General features: G+C 63.1%; 17 protein-coding genes. 8 read left to right on the top strand and 9 right to left on the bottom strand.

Annotated features, from left to right (window positions below; translation table 11 throughout):
• From JXA24_04745 to JXA24_04755, 3 genes are all read left to right on the top strand, one after another.
• A partial coding sequence (locus JXA24_04745; GenBank protein MBN1283064.1) for a laccase domain-containing protein occupies positions 1-432 on the top strand: 432 nt, incomplete at its 5' end.
• An 85-nt stretch (positions 433-517) separates the two neighbouring features.
• The gene (locus tag JXA24_04750) at positions 518-1,579 is read left to right on the top strand and encodes a hypothetical protein (protein MBN1283065.1); all 1,062 of its coding nucleotides are present in this window, start codon (positions 518-520) and stop codon (positions 1,577-1,579) included.
• Between the two features lie 76 nt (positions 1,580-1,655).
• A complete protein-coding gene (locus JXA24_04755; GenBank protein ID MBN1283066.1) occupies positions 1,656-2,825 on the top strand; it encodes an aminoacetone oxidase family FAD-binding enzyme in 1,170 nt (389 codons plus the stop codon).
• A 4-nt stretch (positions 2,826-2,829) separates the two neighbouring features.
• Here JXA24_04755 and JXA24_04760 read toward each other — a convergent pair whose 3' ends face one another.
• From JXA24_04760 to JXA24_04780, 5 genes are all read right to left on the bottom strand, one after another.
• Complete coding sequence (locus JXA24_04760; GenBank protein MBN1283067.1) at positions 2,830-3,345, bottom strand: ferritin family protein; 516 nt, start codon at positions 3,343-3,345, stop codon at positions 2,830-2,832.
• Positions 3,346-3,466: 121 nt separating this feature from the next.
• Positions 3,467-4,015: a hypothetical protein gene (locus JXA24_04765; GenBank protein ID MBN1283068.1), complete on the bottom strand. Its 549-nt coding sequence runs from the start codon at positions 4,013-4,015 to the stop codon at positions 3,467-3,469.
• 142 nt (positions 4,016-4,157) lie between these two features.
• The gene (locus JXA24_04770; protein ID MBN1283069.1) at positions 4,158-4,577 is read right to left on the bottom strand and encodes a hypothetical protein; all 420 of its coding nucleotides are present in this window, start codon (positions 4,575-4,577) and stop codon (positions 4,158-4,160) included.
• A 94-nt stretch (positions 4,578-4,671) separates the two neighbouring features.
• Positions 4,672-6,066 carry a TldD/PmbA family protein gene (locus tag JXA24_04775; GenBank protein ID MBN1283070.1) on the bottom strand — a complete coding sequence of 465 codons (1,395 nt, stop codon included), beginning with the start codon at positions 6,064-6,066 and terminating at the stop codon, positions 4,672-4,674.
• 19 nt (positions 6,067-6,085) lie between these two features.
• A complete protein-coding gene (locus tag JXA24_04780; protein MBN1283071.1) occupies positions 6,086-6,823 on the bottom strand; it encodes a hypothetical protein in 738 nt (245 codons plus the stop codon).
• A gap of 137 nt (positions 6,824-6,960) precedes the next feature.
• Here JXA24_04780 and glmU point away from each other — a divergent pair, with 137 nt between their 5' ends.
• From glmU to JXA24_04795, 3 genes are all read left to right on the top strand, one after another.
• On the top strand, positions 6,961-8,355 hold the full coding sequence (gene glmU / locus JXA24_04785) for a bifunctional UDP-N-acetylglucosamine diphosphorylase/glucosamine-1-phosphate N-acetyltransferase GlmU (protein MBN1283072.1): 1,395 nt from the start codon (positions 6,961-6,963) through the stop codon (positions 8,353-8,355).
• 227 nt (positions 8,356-8,582) lie between these two features.
• Positions 8,583-10,415 carry a glutamine--fructose-6-phosphate transaminase (isomerizing) gene (glmS, locus tag JXA24_04790; GenBank protein MBN1283073.1) on the top strand — a complete coding sequence of 611 codons (1,833 nt, stop codon included), beginning with the start codon at positions 8,583-8,585 and terminating at the stop codon, positions 10,413-10,415.
• 202 nt (positions 10,416-10,617) lie between these two features.
• Positions 10,618-12,846, top strand: a complete 2,229-nt coding sequence (locus JXA24_04795; protein MBN1283074.1) for a UvrD-helicase domain-containing protein — start codon at positions 10,618-10,620, stop codon at positions 12,844-12,846.
• Positions 12,847-13,078: 232 nt separating this feature from the next.
• On the opposite strand, the gene JXA24_04800 is transcribed toward JXA24_04795, so the two are convergent.
• From JXA24_04800 to JXA24_04815, 4 genes are all read right to left on the bottom strand, one after another.
• Positions 13,079-13,543, bottom strand: a complete 465-nt coding sequence (locus JXA24_04800) for a response regulator (GenBank protein MBN1283075.1) — start codon at positions 13,541-13,543, stop codon at positions 13,079-13,081.
• Positions 13,544-13,744: 201 nt separating this feature from the next.
• Positions 13,745-14,203: a hypothetical protein gene (locus JXA24_04805; protein MBN1283076.1), complete on the bottom strand. Its 459-nt coding sequence runs from the start codon at positions 14,201-14,203 to the stop codon at positions 13,745-13,747.
• 13 nt (positions 14,204-14,216) lie between these two features.
• Positions 14,217-15,176, bottom strand: coding sequence for a bifunctional riboflavin kinase/FAD synthetase (locus tag JXA24_04810; GenBank protein ID MBN1283077.1), 960 nt, complete (start codon positions 15,174-15,176; stop codon positions 14,217-14,219).
• A 9-nt stretch (positions 15,177-15,185) separates the two neighbouring features.
• The gene (locus JXA24_04815; GenBank protein MBN1283078.1) at positions 15,186-17,930 is read right to left on the bottom strand and encodes a PDZ domain-containing protein; all 2,745 of its coding nucleotides are present in this window, start codon (positions 17,928-17,930) and stop codon (positions 15,186-15,188) included.
• Positions 17,931-18,143: 213 nt separating this feature from the next.
• On the opposite strand from JXA24_04815, the gene JXA24_04820 reads away from it, so the two are divergent.
• Complete coding sequence (locus tag JXA24_04820) at positions 18,144-19,538, top strand: HAMP domain-containing histidine kinase (protein MBN1283079.1); 1,395 nt, start codon at positions 18,144-18,146, stop codon at positions 19,536-19,538.
• 206 nt (positions 19,539-19,744) lie between these two features.
• Positions 19,745-20,422, top strand: a 678-nt coding sequence (locus JXA24_04825) for a TolC family protein (protein ID MBN1283080.1), incomplete at its 3' end; no start/stop codon positions are given.

Raw genomic sequence — 20,422 nt, forward strand, 5'->3', positions numbered from 1 at the left:
CGCACAGCCGACTGCGTGCCGATACTCATAGCTGACCCGAAGAAAAATGCGATCGCGGCCGTGCACGCCGGGTGGCGGGGGACTGCGCTGGATGTCGCGGGCGAGTCGATCCGCGGGATGAATCGCGCCTACGGCACCGATCCGGCCGACTGCGTCGCTGCGATAGGTCCCTGCATATGCGGCCCCTGTTACGAAGTGGGCAGAGAGGTTGTGGAGCGGCTTGAGTCCCTCGATCTCGGGCGCGACTGGATTTCGGGGGATCGCCGGGTTGACCTGGGGGTCGCAAACCGGGCCCTGCTCCTGCGGGCCGGGGTCGCTCACATCGACATGCTGGACCTGTGCACCTCCTGCGACCACCGCTTTTCCTCCTGGCGCAGAGACAAAAACGAGGGCCGTCAGGTCAATTTTATCCTGCTCAATCCATCCGGCTGAAATAACTCATTTTTTTGTTGCCTATGCCGTATAAAGAGGCTATTGGTCTGGGCCGATTATCCGACTTTTATCATAAGGAGATTTTATGGCAGCGAGGACTGGGTTCGGCGTTTCGCAGTGCATAACACCGGTGCTCTTCTCCATGGAGATGGAGCGTACCCTCGGGCCGATAAACATGGTTCCGGTCGGGTTCAAGGGCGGCGCGATCGAATTCGCCGGCCTCTCCGACGGCCGCCCCAAGCGCCAGCCGCTGGTCCGCATCGACGGGGGAAAGTTCTCCGCCGAGTTCATCTACAGGTCCGCGGCGATCAAGAGCGAGAGCGCGGAGATGCTCCTCGATAAGGCGAGGGGTCTCGATGCGTTCATGGACGAGAAGGTGGTGCTTCCCTCCGAGGCGAAGATCGGCAGGAGGGTCTTTCAGAAGGAGATGACTGTTCGGCAGCTTGCGGGCATGTCCAAGAGGAACATGAGGCCCGAGATCTCAGATATTATCGAGGGCGCCACCGAAAGGATGCTCGAGAGGGTCGAATCCGACCCTGAGAGTCTGCATAAGGCCATAAATTACTTCAATGCGGGCGTGCTGACATTCGCCAGGGCGAGCAATTATGCGCGGAAATTCAACTCAGCGGAGCTGTTTCTGTATGCAGCAACGATCTTGTTCAAGCAGGAGAACTTCCCGGCGGCCGCTATCGCAGGGGAATACGCCCAGGAGCTGTTCGGCACCCTGAACCCTGCAACAACCAACGATGCCGCCGACGCCGGAGCCCTCGCCTCCGACGCCTGGCTCCGGTCGGTGGAGGAGTTCTGGCAAAGCGATTGGCCAGGTTTTTTAATCGGCATCCGCTACGGGCTTCTGTGCGCCATGAAGTCGGGTGATTCCCGGGCCATGGAGTCGTTCCACGATTACGCCGCGAGGTACTACGAGAAGCAGAGGACCGGCTACTGGACGATCGCAAGCGCCCACAGGCTGCGCGCCGCGGTCTCGGTGCTCCAGGGCAGGGAGTGGAGGGCCGAGGACTGGAGGCGGGTCGGCCACCACCTCCACGCGGCCAGGAAGGCGCTCGAGTCCGCCTATCCTCTGCAGAGGGAAAGAATCAGGAACATCGCAGCGCTGAGCAGGATCGCGGAGGGCATGTCGGGGAGATGATCGACTCTCGCCCGGGCGATTTCCGACGCCATGGGCGCTGGGAGTTTTCCTTTTCATCTGCTATAAATCTGCTGTCATGGATTTCGACGCGATCATAATCGGCGCAGGGGCCTCGGGTCTCATGTGCGCCTTCGCGGCCTCGCGCCGCGGCCGCAGGGCGCTTCTGATCGACCACCGCCGCGATTTCGCGCAGAAGCTTCTCATCTCCGGAGGCGGGAGATGCAACTTCACCAACTTTGCGGTGGACGCCGGCTCGTATGTCTCGGAGAACCCGCGCTTCGTGAAGTCCGCGCTCGCGCGCTTTTGCCCCTTTGATTTTCTTTCGCTGCTCAATGAACGGCGGATTGCGTACGAGCAGAGGTCCCAAGGGCAATTCTTCCTCAGGGGCCCATCCAGGCAGATAGCACAGATGCTCCTCTCGGAGGCGGTCCGGCGAAAGGCCAGGCTGGCCATCGGGAGGGTCTTTGGCGTGAGGAGGGGCTCGCGATTCGAGGTGAGGGGGGATTTCGGGGAGGCGCGAGCGGAGTCGCTCGTCGTGGCGACCGGCGGGCTCTCTTATCCCGCGCTTGGCGCATCCGATCTGGGGCACAGGCTCGCCGGGCAGTTCGGACACAGGGTCGTGCCCTGCAGGCCCGGACTCGTGCCGCTGATCCTGTCCGCCGGGGAGAGAGGGATATTCTCGAAACTCGCCGGCATATCGTTCAGCGCGAAGGTCTCGATCGGCAGGACAAAGATCGAGGACGATTGCCTGATCACTCATCGGGGATTGAGCGGGCCGGCGATACTGCGCGCGTCGCTGCGCTGGGAGGAGGGCGCGCGCATCGTCATCGACGCTCTTCCCGGGGTCAGGCTGGCCGATGAGCTCGAAAAGAGAAGGGGGGAGGGATCGAGGATGCAGCTTCGCACCTGCCTTTCGCGTCACCTCTCTGCGCGGCTCGCCGATGCGCTCTGCTCGAGCGCGGGCCCCTCGCGGCCGATAAGCTCGTACTCAAAAAAAGAGCTCTCTCGGATCTGCGGGGCCCTGCATTCGATCGAGTTCGCTCCGCAGGGGACCGAGGGCTATGGCAAGGCGGAGGTGACCGTGGGCGGCGTGGACACCGGCGAGATATCGTCGAAGACGATGGAGTCCGGCATTTGCAGGGGGCTCTATTTCATCGGCGAGGTGCTGGACGTGGCCGGCGACCTCGGCGGGTACAACCTGCACTGGGCATGGGCGTCGGCCCACGCCGCGGGGGAGGCGATCTGACCTTCTATGCGCCGTCGAGCCCAGCGCGCTCGCTCTGCATCATCCACCCCTCCGGGTCCTTGAGATAGGCCAGCGCGTCTACGAGCGAGCGATGGTGCTCGCGCTCTATGCCGGCCAGGAACGAGAAGAAGTTCTTCTCCATCGGATTCTGGCATAGCCCGGTGAGCCTGTTGTAGAGGTCCACTCCCTTTGCCTCGAAGTCGATCGCCTTGCTGAGGGCCTTGAGGTCGTCGTCGTCGTGGTCGCTCGCGGTGCCGGCCTTTGTGACTATCCCGTCGAGTATCTGCTTCACGTTCGTGCCCGCTACCTCGATGGGCATGTCCTTGGGCCAGTTTCCCTGGCTGATCAGCTTTTCATGCAGCGCGCGGATGCGGTGCATGTGCTCCTCCTCGTCCTTCGCCAGCTGCGCGAACATCCTCTTCGCGAGCTCGTTGCGCGAGCGGCGCGCCTCGTTGATGTAGAATTCGCGCTCCGCGATCTCGTTCTTCAGCGCCATTTCGATAGATGCCATGCGGTCCATTTGGTTCCTCCGTTCGATTGTTATGATGAATCTCTATATGAAATCAGGGCTGCGCACAAGCGCAGATAAAAAAACGGGGACGCTTTCGCGCCCCCGTTTCCTCGATGCCATGCGGCTGTCGTTACCTGTTCTTCTTCGCAATCGCGCTCTTGAGATCCTTCACGACCAGCGCGCGGAAATCGGCCTTCATGTCGTCCGCCGCGTAGGGGCTGGTGGAAACCATGGTGTGCGTGCCCGCCTTTACCATGTCGGCCTGGTCGGAGGTCAGCCCGAGCTCGGAGAGCAGCTCCGGATCGGCCTTGTCCTTCACGGTGTACTCCAGGATGTAGTCCGTGCCCTCCTGATAGTAGACCCAGTCAACGCTGAAGTCCTTGATCGCGCCCTTCTTGATGTGGACCTTTGCCTTGCCCGCCTCGCCCGACGCCGTGTCGACCGTCTTTCTCTCCGCCTTTATGTTCTCACCCTTGATCTTGGTGTCGGTCGTGGTCGCGGTTGCGGTCTCGGTCGTCTTCTCCGTGGCCTTTGCGCCCGTTGCCGTGTCCTTCACCTCGGTCTTCTCGGTGACCTTGCTGCCGGTCGCCTTCGTCTCCTGCTTCACCTCTACCTGGGCGAAGGCGTTGAACGCCAGCGCCACCACCGCTACCGCCACCAACAGAGACATCTTCTTCATCTTCCCCTCCTTTAGTTTGGGTTAAATCGGCATCTGCATTAAATCTTCGCCTGTCCGATTGCAACTCAATTTAACAGGGTCCAGGCCGGGCAGGGCGCATCTAAAGCCCAACAGATTGATTTGCATGATGGTTTTAGAAATTTCAGAAGCGCCTTGCCAGGACCACGCCGTAGGTCCCGCTCTTCGGATCGATCGAAGGCCCTGCCGCGTAACCGCCGTGCGAGCCGAATGTGATCAACAGCGTGCCTGCCAGCGCCATGGCAGCCCCGCCGCCGCTGACGCAGGCCCCGATGACATCCTCATCGGTGGCCGCGATCATCGTCGACCCTGCGATCGCTGCCATGCCGCCCACGGTCAAGAGCACGTAGCCCCAGATATGGGACGAACTCATGCCTTGGCCCGTCTCCTCTCCGCGGTCCGCGGGGGCGGGCCTCGCTTCGTCCTCAGACTGGACCCCTTCGGGCCGGCCCTGCGTGTAGCCCTGCGAGTCGCGGCTGTAGGCGCAGGCGACCGAGGGGAGGAGGAGCGCGGCCATGCAGATTGAGCAGATGAGCGATCTCATGCGCGGACTTATGGCCCGAACCGCTCTTTGATTCAACAGTAAACTGCGGGGGCGAGAGGTCGGGGATCAGGGATCGGGGATCGGGGATCAGGGATCAGTTTCTGGAGTCGGTGCCGCCCACCACGATCTCCGGTATGCGCAGGGTGGGCTGGCCGCTGGAGACAGGGGCGTCCTGGCCGTCCTTGCCGCAGGTGCCGATGGAGAAGCCGAGGTCGGTGCCCACCATGTCGATCGACTCCAGCACCCGCGGCCCGTTGCCGATCAGCGTCGCCCCCCGCACCGGCTCCGCGATCTCGCCCCCGCGGATGATGTAGCCCTCCTGCACGTTGAACACGAAGTCGCCGTTGACCGTGTTCACCTGGCCGCCCCCCATCTTCTTCACGTAGAGGCCGGCGGGCGTGGAGCTTGCGATGTGCGAGGGGTCGTGAAGCCCGGGCAGTATTATGGTGTTGGTCATCCTGCAGATCGGCACGTGCTCGTAGCTCTGGCGCCGTCCGTTCCCGGTGCGGGGCAGGTCAAATTTCTTCGCGGAGCGTGCGTCCGACATGTACGATTTGAGCACGCCCGCCTCGATGAGAACTGTGCGCTGCGCCGGCTTTCCCTCGTCGTCGAAGCTGAACGAGCCGCGCCTGCCGGGGAGCGTGGCGTCGTCCACCACCGTGATCAGGGGAGAGGCGACGCGATCGCCGATCCTCCTCGAGTAGACCGAGAGGCCCTCCCCCGCGAGGTCCGCCTCCAGGCCGTGGCCGACCGCCTCGTGGATCATCGTGCCCCCCGCCTCGGAGGATATCACCACAGGCATGGCGCCGGCCGGGGCGGGGCCTGCCGAGAGCATGAGCATCGCCCGGCGCGCGGCCCTGTCCGCCACTTCCTCGGGCATGGTCTCGTCGAAGAGCTCGAAGCCGATTGCGCCGCCGATCACCTCCTGCCCGGTCTGGAGCGATTTGCCGTCGCCTGCGACCACCTGCGCCGAGAGGACTATGCCCACCTGTTCGTCTTCTGCGAAGGTCCCGTCGCTGGCCGCTATCTGGATCCGCCTGACCCGGTCGCGGTACGATATCTTCGTCTGCCTTATATTGTTCCCCCCCTGCCATGCGATCTCGTTGGCTCGGCTGACGACCGAGCACTTGTCGTCCATGGATATGCCGAAGGGATGGCGGCGCACCGTCGCAAGCTGCGAACCGTCCGCCTCGGCAAAAGAGGGGGAGGGCGCCTTCACCCTGCGCGCGTTCGCCATTTTTCCGACGTCCCTGGCGAGGGCCATGAGGGATTTTCTGGTGAGGTCGTTTGTGGAACCGTACGCGGTGCGGCCGCCCATGCACACCCTGATGCCCACGCCCGCGTCGGAGGAGACCGACGCCTGCTCGATCCGCCGGTCGTCGCAGCAGATCGAGCTGGTGCGCACTCGTTCCACGAAGACCTCGGCGAACTCCGCGCCGTGGCGCATCGCCGCCAGTATTATCTTGTCGAATGGGAGGTCGTCTGTCATCGGGGGGTGGGGCCGCCCTTCATCTCAGGTCCGCGCTGGAGAGCCTGTCGTTCTCCTTGCGATAATGCTGCCTGGCGGTCTCGCCGTCAAGGTCGTCGGTCGCGTACGACCTGAAGTCCTGCCTCGCCGGCTCGGGCATGGTGTAGGTGGAGTAGGCCCTCTCCTCGGGCGCGCGCTTCTTTGCCGCAGATTTGTTGGAGTCGAGATACCTGCGGCGGGCCTGCTCGTTGTCGAGGTTTTCTACGCCAAAGTTTTTGTCCCCGGCGCCGCCGCGTTGCGGGGCCCTCGATGAGGCGGCCCTGCGCGGGCGCGCGGCGGCCCTCTTAGGCGCGGGCTTCGGTTCCCCGGGTTCCGCCGCGGTCTCGGCTGCGCCGGCCTGCGCCGCTCCCTCCGACGGATCTCTCTGCACATCTGCGGTCGCCTGCAGCGGCTGCATCCCTGCGGACGCCTCGTCTCCGGATGCGCCCTCAACAATCGTTTCCACCGCCGCGTTCTCGAGCGGGGCGTTCTCCACCGCCGCGATCTCGACCGGGGTGTTCTCGACCGAGGCGCTCTCGACCCGCTGACCCTGCTGGAAGAGATACTTTTTGCCCACCCTGTGCAGGGCGAAGATGGCCCCGATGATGATTAGGATCACGAAGAAGTTAATTATTGTGGAGCGGCGGATAACGATGTATGCGCCGTGCTGCTCCCTGGAATAAGGGTCAGCCTTTGGCTGATATGGTTCCCTGCCCGGCCTCTTTTCGTTTCTGAACATGGCTTCACCTCTCTCCGAACGCCTAGCACAAAGGGGGAGGGGTTGTCAAAATTGCCTTGTTTTTCAAGGCGATTTGCATATAGTGGCGCACCGGTAGGCGTTCAAAAGCTAGAGATATCAATTAGATGGAGGTTTCGATGCGAAAGGTCGCGGGCCTCATACTTGCAGCCGGAAGGAGCACGCGCATGAACTCTGCGCGATCCAAGGTGCTGCACAATCTCGCCGGCAGGCCGGTCCTCTCTTACGTCATAGATGCGGCACACGGCGCTGGGGCCGATCCGATAAAAGTCGTGATCGCTCCAGGGCAGGTGGACATGAGGGAGCATCTCAAGTCGGAGCGGATCGAGGCGGTCGTGCAGAGGGAGCAGCTCGGCACAGCGCACGCGGTCATGGTCGCGGAGAGGTCTCTGTCCGGGTTCAAGGGGGACGTGCTCATCCTCTGCGGCGACGTCCCGCTGATTCGCGCCGAGTCGCTCAGGGAATTCATCTGTGCCGTGCGCGCGAGGGCGGCCGTGCTCGGCGTGCTGACCATGGCCCCTGCAGATCCCACCGGCTACGGCCGCATCGTGCGCGACCTGGACGGCAGCGTGGTGAAGATCGCGGAGGAGAGGGACGCGAGCCCCGAGGAGAGGGCGATACGCGAGGTCAACTCCGGGATCCTGATGGCGGACCGCGAATGGCTCTTCTCCTCGCTCAGGAGGATCGGCAACGGGAACGCCAAGGGCGAGTACTACCTCACCGACCTCGTGGGCGTGGCGCTGAAAGAGGGGATCGGCGTGACGGCCCACCGCTGCGATCCCGCCGAGGAGTTCCACGGCATCAACACGCGCGTGGACCTCGCCCGCGCGGCGGAGCTCTTGCGGGAGCGCATCAACAAGGGGCTCATGCTCTCGGGAGCCGGCCTCGTCGACTACAGGCACACATACGTGGACAGCACCGCGCGCATAGGCAGGGACACCGAGGTCCTGCCCTTCACGTTCATAATGGGAAAGACGAGGATCGGTTCCGGCTGCACGATAGAGAACGGCGTGGTCATCAGAGACGCCGTGATCGGCGACAGCGTCCACATCAAAGCCGGCAGCGTCATAGAGGAATCGAGGATCTCGGACAACGCGGTCGTGGGCCCGTTCGCAAGGGTGAGGCCGGGGTCGAGCGTCGGCGAGGGCGCGAGGATCGGCAACTTCGTGGAGCTCAAGAAGTGCGCCATGCGAAAGGGCGCCAAGGCCAACCACCTGAGCTACCTCGGCGACGCGGTCGTGGGGGCCGGCGCCAACATCGGCTGCGGCACGATCACCTGCAACTACGACGGGGTCAACAAGCACATGACCGTGATAGGAGACGGCGCGTTTGTCGGCAGCGACACGCAGTTCATCGCGCCGGTGAGGGTAGGAAGGGGCGCCGTGATAGGGGCCGGTTCCACCATCACCCGCGACGTGCCGGCGGGGGCGCTGGCCCTCTCGCGCTCGGAGCAAAAGACGGTCAAGGGATACGCGGAAAGAAAGGGGAAAAGCCGCCGGCAGCGGAAAAAGTGAGATTTGATTTGAACCCGCAGGTCGGATGTTATACGGCAGAGCCTCAGTTTTTTTCTAAGATCGGAGTATGCTGTTACGACTTCGGGTGGCGCCGGATAGGGGGACCCAATTTTGCCAGCAGCCGAGCTGCTGAAGATGCGTTTGTTTGGTGATTTGTCGAGGCGATGCCAAAATTGGGGGAAAATCCGGCGACAGGACCCGAAGTCGATAACAGCTCGGAGGTCAGGATGTGCGGAATAATCGGATACGTGGGCAGAGAGGACGCGACGCCTGTGCTGCTCGACGGGCTCAAGAGGCTCGAGTACCGCGGCTATGACTCCGCCGGCATCGCCGTGGTGGGCCCGCAGGGGCTGGCGATCAGGCGGGTGGAGGGCAAGCTCGCGAGGCTGGAGGCGGCGATCGCGAAGGAGCCGATGCATGGGACGACGGGCATCGGCCACACGCGCTGGGCGACTCACGGCAGGCCCTCGGAGACCAACGCCCATCCGCACCGCTCCGGCGACACGGTGGTCGTGCACAACGGCATCATCGAGAACTTCGGCGAGCTCAAGCGCTTCCTCACCTCCGAGGGGTTCAAGTTCAGCTCCGAGACCGACACCGAGGTGATCTGCCACCTGATCGAGCACTACCGCAGAAAGGGCGAAGGAACCTTCGAGGCTCTGAGACACGCGCGCAGCAGGCTCTCAGGGTCGTACTCGGTTGTGGTCATGAACGTGAACGAGCCGGAGGCCATATACGTGGCGAAGCGGGGCAGCCCGCTGGTCGTGGGCGAGGGGGAGGGACAGAACCTCGTGGCCTCGGACATACCGGCGCTGCTTCCCTACACCAAGGACATGATCTTCCTCGAGGACGGCGACACCGCGGTGATCACGCCGGCCGGCATCAGGATATTCGACGACTCGGGAGCAGAGACAAGGCGCGAGCCTCAGCGCATCCCGTGGAGCCCGCTCATGGCCGAGAAGGGCGGGTACAAGCACTTCATGCTCAAGGAGATCTTCGAGCAGCCGAACGTGATGCAGGACGTGCTCGCCGGGCGCATCGACCGGGGCCGCGGCGAAGTTGTGCTGGACGAGGCGGGACCGCTCTTCGACGGGGACTCCCCCCGCTTCGACCGCATAGCCATCGTCGCGTGCGGCACCTCCTATCACGCGGGCATGGTCGGAAAATATCTCATCGAGGCGCTGGCGAAGATGCCGGTGGCCATAGACGTCGCCTCGGAGTTCCGCTACCGCGAGCCGCTGCTCGATGCGCGCACCCTCGTGCTCCCGATCTCGCAGTCGGGCGAGACCGCCGACACCCTGGCCGCGCAGAGGATGTCTCGCGAGTTCGGGACCCCCGTCCTCGGCATCTGCAACGTTGTCGGCAGCTCGATAGCGCGCTCGGCCGACGCCACGCTCTACACGCACGCGGGGCCGGAGATAGGCGTCGCCTCCACCAAGGCCTTCACCGCACAGCTCGCGGTGCTTCAGCTCTTCGCCCTCTACCTGGCGCAGAGGCGCGGGACCATCGAGAGGGGAAAGCTCGCCAGGCTCGTGGAGGAGCTGACGCACATGCCCAGGCACATGCAGGGGATACTGGCGCAGGCGGAGGAGATAAGGACGATCGCCGAGGGACTGTCGTACTCCTCGCACGTGCTATACATCGGCCGCGGGACCAACTACCCTATAGCCCTCGAGGGGGCCCTCAAGCTCAAGGAGATATCGTATATGCATGCGGAGGGTTTCGCCGCCGGCGAGCTCAAGCACGGCCCGATCGCCCTCATCGACCACGGCGTGCCGGTGGTGGCGATAGCGTGCCGGGACGGCATGCGCGAGAAGGTCCTCTCGAACGTCGAGGAGGTGAGGGCAAGGGGCGCCTCGGTGATTGCGCTGGGCCAGGCCGACGACGCGGAGCTGGCCGAGAAGTCGAGCCATTTCATCGCCATACCGAAGGCGAGCTGGCAGGCGACGCCCATGCTCACGGCGCTGCCCATGCAGCTGATCGCCTACTACGCCGCGGACCACAAGGGAACGGACGTCGACCAGCCGCGCAACCTGGCAAAGAGCGTCACCGTTGAATAAATTCCAAGCACCGAATCCCAATGATCAAATAAATTTCAAATTCCAATAATCAATGACCAAACGGTTCTGTTTGGGATTTGGTGCTTGATCATTGGTGCTTATTTGGTCATTGGTGCTTGGCCATTGGTGCTTATTTGGTGATTGGTGCTTGATCATTGGTGCTTATTTGGTCATTGGTGCTTGGGAATTGGAATTTCATTTTATGGAACTCAATTTTCAACAGCAGCAGGCGGTTGAACACGGCGAGGGCCCTCTGTTGATCCTGGCGGGGCCGGGCTCCGGGAAGACCCGCGTTCTGACGAGCAGGATAGCGGGCATGGTGGAGAGCGGCGCCGCCCATCCCTCGCAGATACTCGCGGTCACCTTCACGAACAAGGCGGCCGAGCAGATGCGCACGCGGGTGGAGAGGCTCGTGGGCCCCGCAGCCCGAGAGATCTCCATGGGGACCTTCCACTCGGTGTGCCTGAGGCTCCTCCGCAGCCACAGCGAGCGGGCGGGGCTGCCGGAGAGGTTCGTGGTCTACGACGACTCGGACCAGCTCTCACTCGTGAAGGAGTGCATGGCGACTCTGGACATCGACCGCGAGAGGATGCCGCCGCGCGCGGTCCTGGAGAGGATAAGCCGCGCCAAGGACTCGTGCCAGGGGCCGGAGGAGTTCGCGGCGGGCGCGGGCGGCAACCCGTACCTCGCGCGTGTGGCTCAGCTCTACTCGCTGTACCAGAGGAGGCTTTCCGAGCTCGCGGCCGCCGATTTCGGCGACCTCATCAGGCTCGCGGTGAAGATACTCGAGGGTGACTCCTCGCTGCTCGAGTCTTACCGCAGGCGCTGGCGGCACATACTCGTGGACGAGTACCAGGACACGAACCACGCGCAGTACAGGTTCGTCTCCGCCCTGGCCCGCGATCACCGCAACATCTGCGTTGTGGGCGACGACGACCAGTCCATATACCGATGGCGCGGGGCGGACATACAGAACATCCTGCGCTTCGAGCACGACTTTCCCGGCGCCAGGGTGATAAGGCTCGAGCAGAACTACCGGTCCACCGCCGCCATACTCGCGGCGGCCTCGTCCGTCGTCTCGCGCAACGCGGGCCGCAAGGCCAAGGAGATATGGACCGAGAAGGGCGCGGGCGCGAAGGTGGAGGTCCTCTCCTGCGAATCCGAGAAACGGGAGGCGGAGGCGGTGGCCGCCAGGATCGAGGAAGCGGTCAGGGCCGGGCGCCGCTACAGCGACCACGCGGTCTTCTACCGCATCAACGCGCAGTCGAGGCCGCTCGAGGAGGTGTTCCGCGAAAGGGGGATGCCCTACAGGATCTACGGGGGCATCCGCTTCTATGAGCGGGCCGAGATAAAGGACGTGCTCGCCTACCTTCGGCTCCTGTTGGACCGATGCGACGACGTGGGGCTCCTGCGGGTTATAAACTCGCCCGCGAGGGGGCTCGGCAGGACCACGGTGGAGAGGCTCAAGTCCTTCGCCGCGGAGATGGGCTCGTGCATCTTCGACGCGATAGGGCCCTTCGTCGATGCGGGCATCCCGCGCGGCGCCCAGTCGAAGAGGCTCCTCGAGTTCAGGGACGTCATCGAGGCGCTCTCCGATGGGGCGCTCGAGAGGCCGATGCCGGAGCTGACGCGCGACCTGCTGGATCGCACCGGCTACGTGGAGGCGCTCGTGGTCGAGTCCACCATCGAGTCGGAGGCGCGCATCGAGAACATAAACGAGATGGTCGCCGCGGTGGAGGAGTTTGCGCCTGCTCCCGGATCGCCCGCCCTCGTGCAGTTCCTCGACCAGGTGGCTCTCATCTCCGATGCGGACGCGATAGACGACGAGAGGGGCGCGGTGACGATGATGACGCTGCACATCGCCAAGGGCCTCGAATTTCCGTCGGTCTATATGGTGGGCCTCGAGGAGGGGCTGCTCCCGCACGCCCGCTCCACGGACGATCCCGACGAGCTCGAGGAGGAGAGGCGGCTCTGCTACGTGGGCATGACGCGCGCGATGGATCGGCTGACGCTCGCGCACGCGTTCCGGCGCAGCCACTTCGGCCAGTCGCGGTACAACGTCGCCTCGCGTTTCCTGGACGACCTTCCGCACGAGCACTCGGTCCGCATCCCCGTCGGCCTCGGCTTTTCAACCCGCTGCGCTTTTCCCGGTCCCGGGTCCCGGGTCCCGAACTCCGAGTCCCGATTCCCGAGTCACGGTTTTCCGAGTCCCGAGTCCCGAGTCCCGGATCCCGATTTTGATTTCGATCAACGCCCCCCCGACGAGCGCGAGGGGCTGGCCAGGGGCATGCGCGTGCGCCACCCGACCTTCGGCTTCGGGATCGTGAAGGCGGTCGCCCCCTCATCCGCAGGCCAGAAGGTGACCGTGGAGTTCCGCGGAGGGGTGACGAAGAAGCTGATCGCCGAGCTCGCCAACCTCATACCAGCGTAAAAATTGGATCAGCATTGGGTGGCGCCGGATAGGGCGACAACAAATGAAATTCCAAGCGCCAAGCACCAATCGCCAAATAAATTCCAATAACCAAAATTCCAATAACCAAACGAAAATATCGCGTTTGGTTATTCGGCAATTGGATTTTGGTGCTTAATTGGAATTTGGGATTTGGTGCTTGGAATTTGTCGGATGGGGGTGACCCGGCGACAGGACCCGATGCTGATCTAATTCAGAGTTTCCACTCGATCACCTGCGGATAGTCCTCGTTCTCCGACCAGGAATCCTCCGAGAGATCGTCGAACGAGTTCTCGCCCTTGAGCAGGTGCTTCACGAGTTTGTTGAGCTCCCCTATGTCGTTATAAGGCTTGAAGAGGAGATGGAAGGCGCAGTTCTTGAGATCGAAGCGCTTGAGGTTCGCGCCGTAGGCGGTGGTGAGGATCACCGAGCAGGCGGGGTTGAAGTCGCACGCGAGCTTCGCGAGCTCGTAGCCGTTTATGCCCCGCATGTTGATGTCGCTGATGAGCAGCTTGCAGCTGACCCTGCAGAGGACCTCCTTCGCCTCGAAGGGGTTGGCGATCAGCATGAAATCGCTCACCCCCATTGCCTCCAGGAAACGCTTCCAGAAGGAGAGGAACGTGGGGTCGTCCTCCACCACCACGACCTCCACTGCAGACTTGTTAGCAGCGTGCGCCATTTATACGTCCTCCACGCGTAAATATGTACAATAAGCGTGCCAAGGATTTGATAGTTTGCGCCAGGCACAGGAAGCGATAACCCTATGAAATATCTTTATGATTTATAACGTGCCCATCCTGCTGAATCGGGCTTGAGGGTAGATTTTGCCGCAATGGACGACGGTATAGAGGTTTCTTTGCTGAATATCTTTAAATAATAATTACTTGAACTGACGATGTGCCGTCAAAAGTTCGACGGTCACTTCAGCGGTTCTTTGACGCACTTTATCTGAAGACCGGCCTTTGCGGCGGAGATTGGTTTTATACTGTTTATAGCTATCTCTTGAGCGGACGATCTCTTCGGCACAGTATCCCCTGAACCCCCTTGCGCTCCTCGCGATCACATCGACGAGAGCCGCTGCCCTGGCGCTGGAGTCGAGTGACGTGATGTGGCGAGCCATGCGCCTTCTGTGGCCGCCCGCGACGATCAGTCCCTCCACGTCCATGAGCCTCATGCAGCGCAGCACGTTCTTGAGATGGCGAGGCTCGACCTGGAAGGGGAGCAGGACCGCTTCGGGGATCCTCGCGCGAATCCTCCGTTCCATGCCGCGGGGGGCCGCAGGCCTCCCGTCGCAGAGCACGCCGAAGATCACCGGGGTTTCGAACTCTGTTCTTGCCATGATCTCCTCCGCATCATCCTCCGGACCGGCTGTGGTATTCGCGCGCCGAGTCGATGTCGCTGCGTATCCGGCGCCTCAGCTCGTCCACGGAGAGGAATCGGGCTTGGTCCCGGACGCGCTCGAGAAACTCAACGGAGACGGTCTTTCCCATCATATCCAACTCCATGTCGATGAGGTGCGTCTCGAATGTGTGGGCTGCATCGGAGAAGGTGGGGTTGACACCGATGCTCGTGATCGAGGCGTATTTTGAGGGTCGCGCCGCTCCGTAGCCGCCCTCGTGCACAAGGGTCCTCGTGATGTAGATCCCGTCCATCGGCTGCGCCTCGCTCGCGACCCTGAGGTTCGCGGTCTTGGCCTCGAGTGCGGCGCCGAAGCCGCGGCCCGGGGCAACCTCGCCGACGACCTCGTACGGCCTGCCCAGCAGCGCGCGTGCCCTCTTCACCTCGCCTGCGGCTATCATGGAGCGGATCACGGTGGAGCTCACCAGAGTCTCTCCTGCGAACACCGCGGGCACGACTATCACGCCGACGCCCGACTTCCGCCCCAGATCCTCGAATGTCTCTATTGTCCCCTGCCTGTGCTGTCCGAACGTGAAGTCGTATCCGATCACCACGCACGAGGCGCGAAGTTTCTTCCTGATGACGTCCTCGAAGAACCGCCCGGGCTCCTGTCTCGCGAACTCCTGCGTGAAGCGCTCCACGATCACCGCGTCGAGCTGCTGCAAGCGGATCTGCCCGATCTTCTGCTCGCGGGTCGTCAGCAGCTTGGGGCACTGAGCTGGAGAGAGTATCCTCACCGGGTGAGGTTCGAAGGTGTAGACGATCGAGAGGGCGGAGCGCCTTTGCGCCTCGAGGCGGGCGCGACGCATGAGCTCCTGGTGGCCTATGTGGACGCCGTCGAAGATGCCGATCGCCACCACCGGCGAGCCGGGCCCCCTCCCCGCAAAACGATCCGATCCTTCGAACAGCTCCACCGCGTCACCTCATTTTTTTCCGGCCGGGGGGGTCGCCTTCCTGCGCTCGACCGCCAGGATTCTGCGCGCGGTCAAGTCCTGGACGTCGCGCGCGCCTATCATGATGTTGTTGGGCCCTTCCTCGAGCGGGACCCTGACCGAGAATTCCATGGTGTTCGACTCCTCGGCGTTGGGCACGTACGCGACCTTGCGGTTTTTCACGTACACGAAGATGTCGCGGACCGGGTCCGAGTCTTTCACCTTGCCTGAGACCGTGGTCCATGCGGCGGAGGTCGATCTGGCCAGCGGGGCGGTCTCTATCGTCGGCGGCCCGTAGATCCTGCCTGTCTGCGGTCTTGTCGAGCCGCTTTCGGTCATGAGCTCGAACTTTTTGGAGAGGACGTTCAGGTGCTTGAAATCCGCGATCGAGAGTTTCAGCGCGCAGCCCTCCTTCTCCTGCTTGCCGTCGACCATGTGGAAGCTGAATCCGGCCCGCCTCTTCGCGCCGGGCGGGAGCACGCCGATCTTGGATCGTCCCTTCTCTATGAACAGCCTCTCGCCGCACTCGTTCGAGAGGGTCACGATGGTCTCGTCTCCGCTGGCCCCCTTGCCGGTGTTCGTTATGTCGACCGTCACCGGGATAGCGGCGTTCTTCGGCATCGGCCTGCCCTTTGCCGCGGAGGGCAATCTCATCTCGAACGAGAACGCCGGGTGCGGCAGCTCCTCGATCTGCAGGGATATCTCCGCGACGGACGGAAGCGCGCCGGCCGCATCCATGAGCTTGAGCCTCAGGGTGCGCTCCGCGGACGGCTCGCTCTCCGGTATCTCGACCTGGGCGGAGAATCCCTTCGTCTCGCCGGGGCGGAGTTTCCCGAGCGGAAATTCGATGCCGTCGAGGTACACCGTTTCCGACTCGGCGACAGCGATGAGCTGCGATGCGGCTCCGCCGCCTGCGTTGGTGGCCGAGACCTCGAGGCGAACTTTGTCGCCGGCCCTGGCGGAGGGGACCGCCTTGCCGTCCTTGAGGAGCCTGTGCGCCGTTTTGAGGGTGGGCTTTCCGTTCGTCGGCGAAATCTTCCAGTCTATCCCGATCTTGGTCAGGGCGTCCGCCATGGCCTTTCGCTGGGACTCCTGTGCGGCCTTGATCACCGGCCCCGACTTTTTCAGCATCTCGGCCGCGCTCGCGCCCGCCGCCTTCGCGAGCAGGTCGCGGGCGAACTCCACTTCGAAGTCGCCGGAGATGTCCGGCTCCCTTGAGTATTCGCGCTTGGATTTTTCCTCCAGCCATTTCTCGTCCCTCTTCGGCGCCATGTACTGCACGCGGAACTTCGGCTCCGCGAGCGGGCCTTCAGAAGCCGCCTCGCCTGCGAGGGCGTGCTCCAGGTCCTTCTCGGTCCTGGGCTTGTCCTCGACTATGTTCACCTCGTCCGCATCGACGGTCGCAGGGATGAGCGCGATGTCCGGGGCGATCCCCCTCACCTGTATGGACTGCCTTCCGGCTGGCTTGTACTGGGCTATCGTGAGTTTGACCGCTGAGCCCTCCCCGACGTCCATCACCGTCTGCACCGATCCCTTTCCGAAGGTTCGCTGGCCCGCGATCACAGCCCTGTCGTTGAGCGCAAGGGCGCCGGCGACGATCTCCGCGGCCGACGCCGAGCCCTCGTTGACGAGGATCACGACAGGGTAATCGGGCTCCACGCCCGTGCCTTTGGCCTCGTCCTTGTCCATGACCCTGCCGCGAGCGCCGACCGTGGTGACGATGACGCCCTGGCCGAGGAACCGGTCGGCCACGTCCACCGCGATGTTGAGCAGCCCGCCCGGGTTGTTGCGCATGTCGAGGATCAGCCCGTCGACGGCCGCGCCGCCCTTGCGCATCGCAGCCAGGGCCTTGCCCACGTCCGAGTCGGTGTTGCTCTGAAAGTTCTTTATCCTTATGTAGCCGATGCGCTTGCCGTCCTTGGCGAGCACCGCGTGCTTGACGCTCTCGATGTTTATGAGCGCACGCGCGAGGGTCATCTTGCGGATCGGCTTGCCCTGCGTTTCTATCGCTATTGTCACCTTCGAGCCGACATCGCCCCTGAGCTTGTTGACCGCGTCGGTGAGGGACATGTTTATCGTGGACTCGTCGTCGATCTGCAGGATGCGGTCGCCCGCCATGATGCCCGCCGCGGATGCGGGGGTGCCCTCTATCGGGGCTATCACCGTGAGCATCCCGTCCTTGATGGAGATCACTATTCCCAGGCCGCCGAAGTTGCCCTTGGTGCCGATCTTGAACTCCTTGAGGACCTTGGGCGGGAGGAAGCCGGAGTGCGGGTCGAGAGACTTGAGCATCCCATCGGCGGCCGCGTACTCCACCTCCTCGGGCGGCGTGTCGTCGTCGGAACGATAGTGCGCGAGCGTGAAGGAGAGGACCTCGCGCAGGGTCCTCGAGAGGTCGCCCAGGCTCGCCATGGGCTTAGCGCCGATCTGCCTGGAGGCCAGCCCCACTGTGACATTGAGCTTTGAGGCCTTAGCGTCATCGACGAGCATCTCGGGAACGCTGAGCTGCATCTCGTCGAGTGCGCCGGAGAGCATCCGCTGCGGCTCTATCCTGTCGGGGTCGTAGTAGTTCTTTCCCGTCTCGTGCAGCGTTCGCTCTATGAGCCTGCCGCGCTGATCGGGATCTTTCTCCTGAGCGGCGGTGCCGCCGTTGATGAGCGCGGCGAGGATCAGGACCGCCGACGCAACCAACGCCGCGCGCCTGAAGATGGGGATATCTCTCAGTTTCCGTATCATCTTTTGTATGGTCTCCGATGCTGCGCGCACGCGAGCCAGGCACTCGCCTGCACGGATTTTTAACGAAATATGATGCGACCCCGTGAGCCCCGAGTCAAGCATCTCGCTCCGTGCGGCGCGAGAATTCCGGGCGTTTTTTCATCCTTTCGCTCGGAACGGCTTGTCAACCCTTTGATTTTAGTGTATTATCCGCGTCGATCCTGTGGGGGACCCTTGAGCCTGGCCCAGATCTCAATGCGTTTCTGGATGGCGGCGATGCCCGCCATAAGCGTCATCGCCCCGATAATCGCGGCCCTGCTCGCGGTGATGGGGTGCGTGCTGCGCTGGAACGAGGTCTCGTCGCTCTTCAGGCGGTTCGTGCTCAGGAGGAGCCGCTACGACTACCGAAAGATCTTCCAGGAGTATCTCGAGCGATTCAACGCGATCACGGACAGGCGCGAGCTCTACCCGGCGCTGCTGGCCGCGGCATGCAGGATACTCTCCGCCTCCGGGGCCTCGCTGGTCATCCGCGACTCCAGCGACCGCTTCCAGATGAAGGCCTCTTGCGGGCTGAGGCCCTTCGGCTTCGACCTGGCGAGCTTCGCCTCGTTCCTCGAGTGGCTCGAGTCGTACAGGAAAATAGTGACGCGCAAGGAGTTCGTGTCGGACAAGGCGGTGCGCGCGGCCAAGAACGACGGGCTCCGCTACTGCGTCCAGTTCAACGCCGAGGCGTGCGTGCCGCTCTTCGTGAGCGACCGGCTCTACGGCGTGATCAATCTGGGCGAGCGCAAAAAGGGCGGCTACGACGCGGAGACGAAGGACCTGCTCAGGCTGCTCGCGGTACAGTTCGCCACCGCCATACACAACGCCAACCTCTACCAGGCGCTGATCAGGCAGAACCGGGAGCTTCAGGAAGCGGCACATCTCAAGACGCAACTTCTTGCCAACCTCTCGCACGAGCTGCGCACGCCGCTGACCAGCATCATGGGGCTTGCGGAGCTCATGGCCGACGGGGCCGACGGTCCGCTGAGCGAGGAGCAGAGGGGCCATCTCACCCTCATACGGAAGGGCGGCGAGAGGCTTCTGGCCACCGTGGTTTCCATGATGGACCTCTCCAGGATAGAGGCGAACAAGCTGGAGCTCGACGTGCAGAAGGTGAACCTCAGGAGGCTGGTCTCGAAGATTGCGGAGGAGATAAGATTGAAGAGGGGGCTGGCCCTCGAGAACAACCTGGAGGACGGGACTCCCGGCGTCTTCGGGGACGAGAAGCGACTGGGGCAGGTGATCAGGCACCTGCTGGACAACGCGGTGAAATTCACCGATTCGGGCAAGATATCAATAGGTGCGAAGAAGTGCGGCGAGATGCTGCAGGTGAGCATAAAGGACACAGGCATCGGGATCCCCCCTGAGAAGCAGCGCGCGATATTCGACGGATTCGTGCAGGCCGACGGCGGAGTCACCCGCTCGCACGAGGGACTAGGGCTGGGGCTTACGATCTCCCGCAAGCTCGTGGAGCTGCACGGAGGCCGGATGTGGCTCACGAGCAAGGTGGGGGCAGGCAGCGAGTTCAACTTCACGCTGCCGCTCAAGCCGGTCGGCGTATTCAACGCCCTGCGAACTCCAGACTGAGAAGATCCTCCCCCGAAAGGGCCGTTTTTTGAGGTCGCTTCTGCGCTAACTCGCCGTTAAAACTCGTTTTTACCCTGTTCCAATAAGCGTTGCGTTCGATCGGCTCTTTTGTTAGAGGCTGTGGACTTTCGTCCGCCGTGCCGGCAACGGGGTCCCCCCTGTCGCCGCCGCGTGGGACCCTGACCGACCTGGAGCCAAACGAACCCATGTCCTGGCGACATGCAATAATGCGCTTCTGCGTGGCGGGGCTTGTCGCCTCCGGTCTCGCCCTTGCGATCGCTGCGACCTGCGCCGCACAGGGGGCGGACGATCTCGGCGATGCGCCCGGCTCATCGTCGGGCGCGCTGAGTCGGGGCGGGACAAGTTCCGCCGGACATCAGAGCGTGGAGGAGGAGTTCGGCCTGGATCCGAACCCCTCGAAGGGTTGGCCGGGCCGCGTGAGGCTCTCGCTCGAGGATTGCCTGAGGCTCGCACTCACCAGGAACATGAGGCTCCGCGCCGCAGGGGAGGACATAGAGGCGGCCAGGAGCCAGAGGCAGGAGGCCTCGGCCGCATTCTGGCCCATAATCGAGTACAAGTACCGCATGGCCCCGGTCCCAACCGACGTCGACAACGCGTTCAACGCCTTCTTCGACGGCCAGCTCACGTTCTTCAACAGCATCCACGTCGGCATCGGCATGCCGGTGACCACCTTCGGGCAGCTTCTGCTCGCGAAGAGGCTCGCGGACGGCGGCATCGAGGCGGCCAAGATCCGCAGGGCCCAGACCGAATCGGAGGTCGTCTATCAGGTCAAGCAGCTCTTCTACGGCATTCAGCTTGCCCACGAGACCATCGGCCTGCTCGAGGACGCCCTGAAGAAGATAGACAAGAGGATCGGGGCCGAG

Source organism: Pseudomonadota bacterium (genome assembly GCA_016927275.1).
Lineage (GTDB): Bacteria > UBA10199 > UBA10199 > 2-02-FULL-44-16 > JAAZCA01 > JAFGMW01.

Coding starts and splice junctions, on each gene's coding strand:
- JXA24_04750 (MBN1283065.1), top strand. CDS start 518: ATGGCAGCGAGGACTGGGTTCGGCGTTTCGCAGTGCATAACACCGGTG.
- JXA24_04755 (MBN1283066.1), top strand. CDS start 1,656: ATGGATTTCGACGCGATCATAATCGGCGCAGGGGCCTCGGGTCTCATG.
- JXA24_04760 (MBN1283067.1), bottom strand. CDS start 3,345: ATGGACCGCATGGCATCTATCGAAATGGCGCTGAAGAACGAGATCGCG.
- JXA24_04765 (MBN1283068.1), bottom strand. CDS start 4,015: ATGAAGAAGATGTCTCTGTTGGTGGCGGTAGCGGTGGTGGCGCTGGCG.
- JXA24_04770 (MBN1283069.1), bottom strand. CDS start 4,577: ATGAGATCGCTCATCTGCTCAATCTGCATGGCCGCGCTCCTCCTCCCC.
- JXA24_04775 (MBN1283070.1), bottom strand. CDS start 6,066: ATGACAGACGACCTCCCATTCGACAAGATAATACTGGCGGCGATGCGC.
- JXA24_04780 (MBN1283071.1), bottom strand. CDS start 6,823: ATGTTCAGAAACGAAAAGAGGCCGGGCAGGGAACCATATCAGCCAAAG.
- glmU (MBN1283072.1), top strand. CDS start 6,961: ATGCGAAAGGTCGCGGGCCTCATACTTGCAGCCGGAAGGAGCACGCGC.
- glmS (MBN1283073.1), top strand. CDS start 8,583: ATGTGCGGAATAATCGGATACGTGGGCAGAGAGGACGCGACGCCTGTG.
- JXA24_04795 (MBN1283074.1), top strand. CDS start 10,618: ATGGAACTCAATTTTCAACAGCAGCAGGCGGTTGAACACGGCGAGGGC.
- JXA24_04800 (MBN1283075.1), bottom strand. CDS start 13,543: ATGGCGCACGCTGCTAACAAGTCTGCAGTGGAGGTCGTGGTGGTGGAG.
- JXA24_04805 (MBN1283076.1), bottom strand. CDS start 14,203: ATGGCAAGAACAGAGTTCGAAACCCCGGTGATCTTCGGCGTGCTCTGC.
- JXA24_04815 (MBN1283078.1), bottom strand. CDS start 17,930: ATGATACGGAAACTGAGAGATATCCCCATCTTCAGGCGCGCGGCGTTG.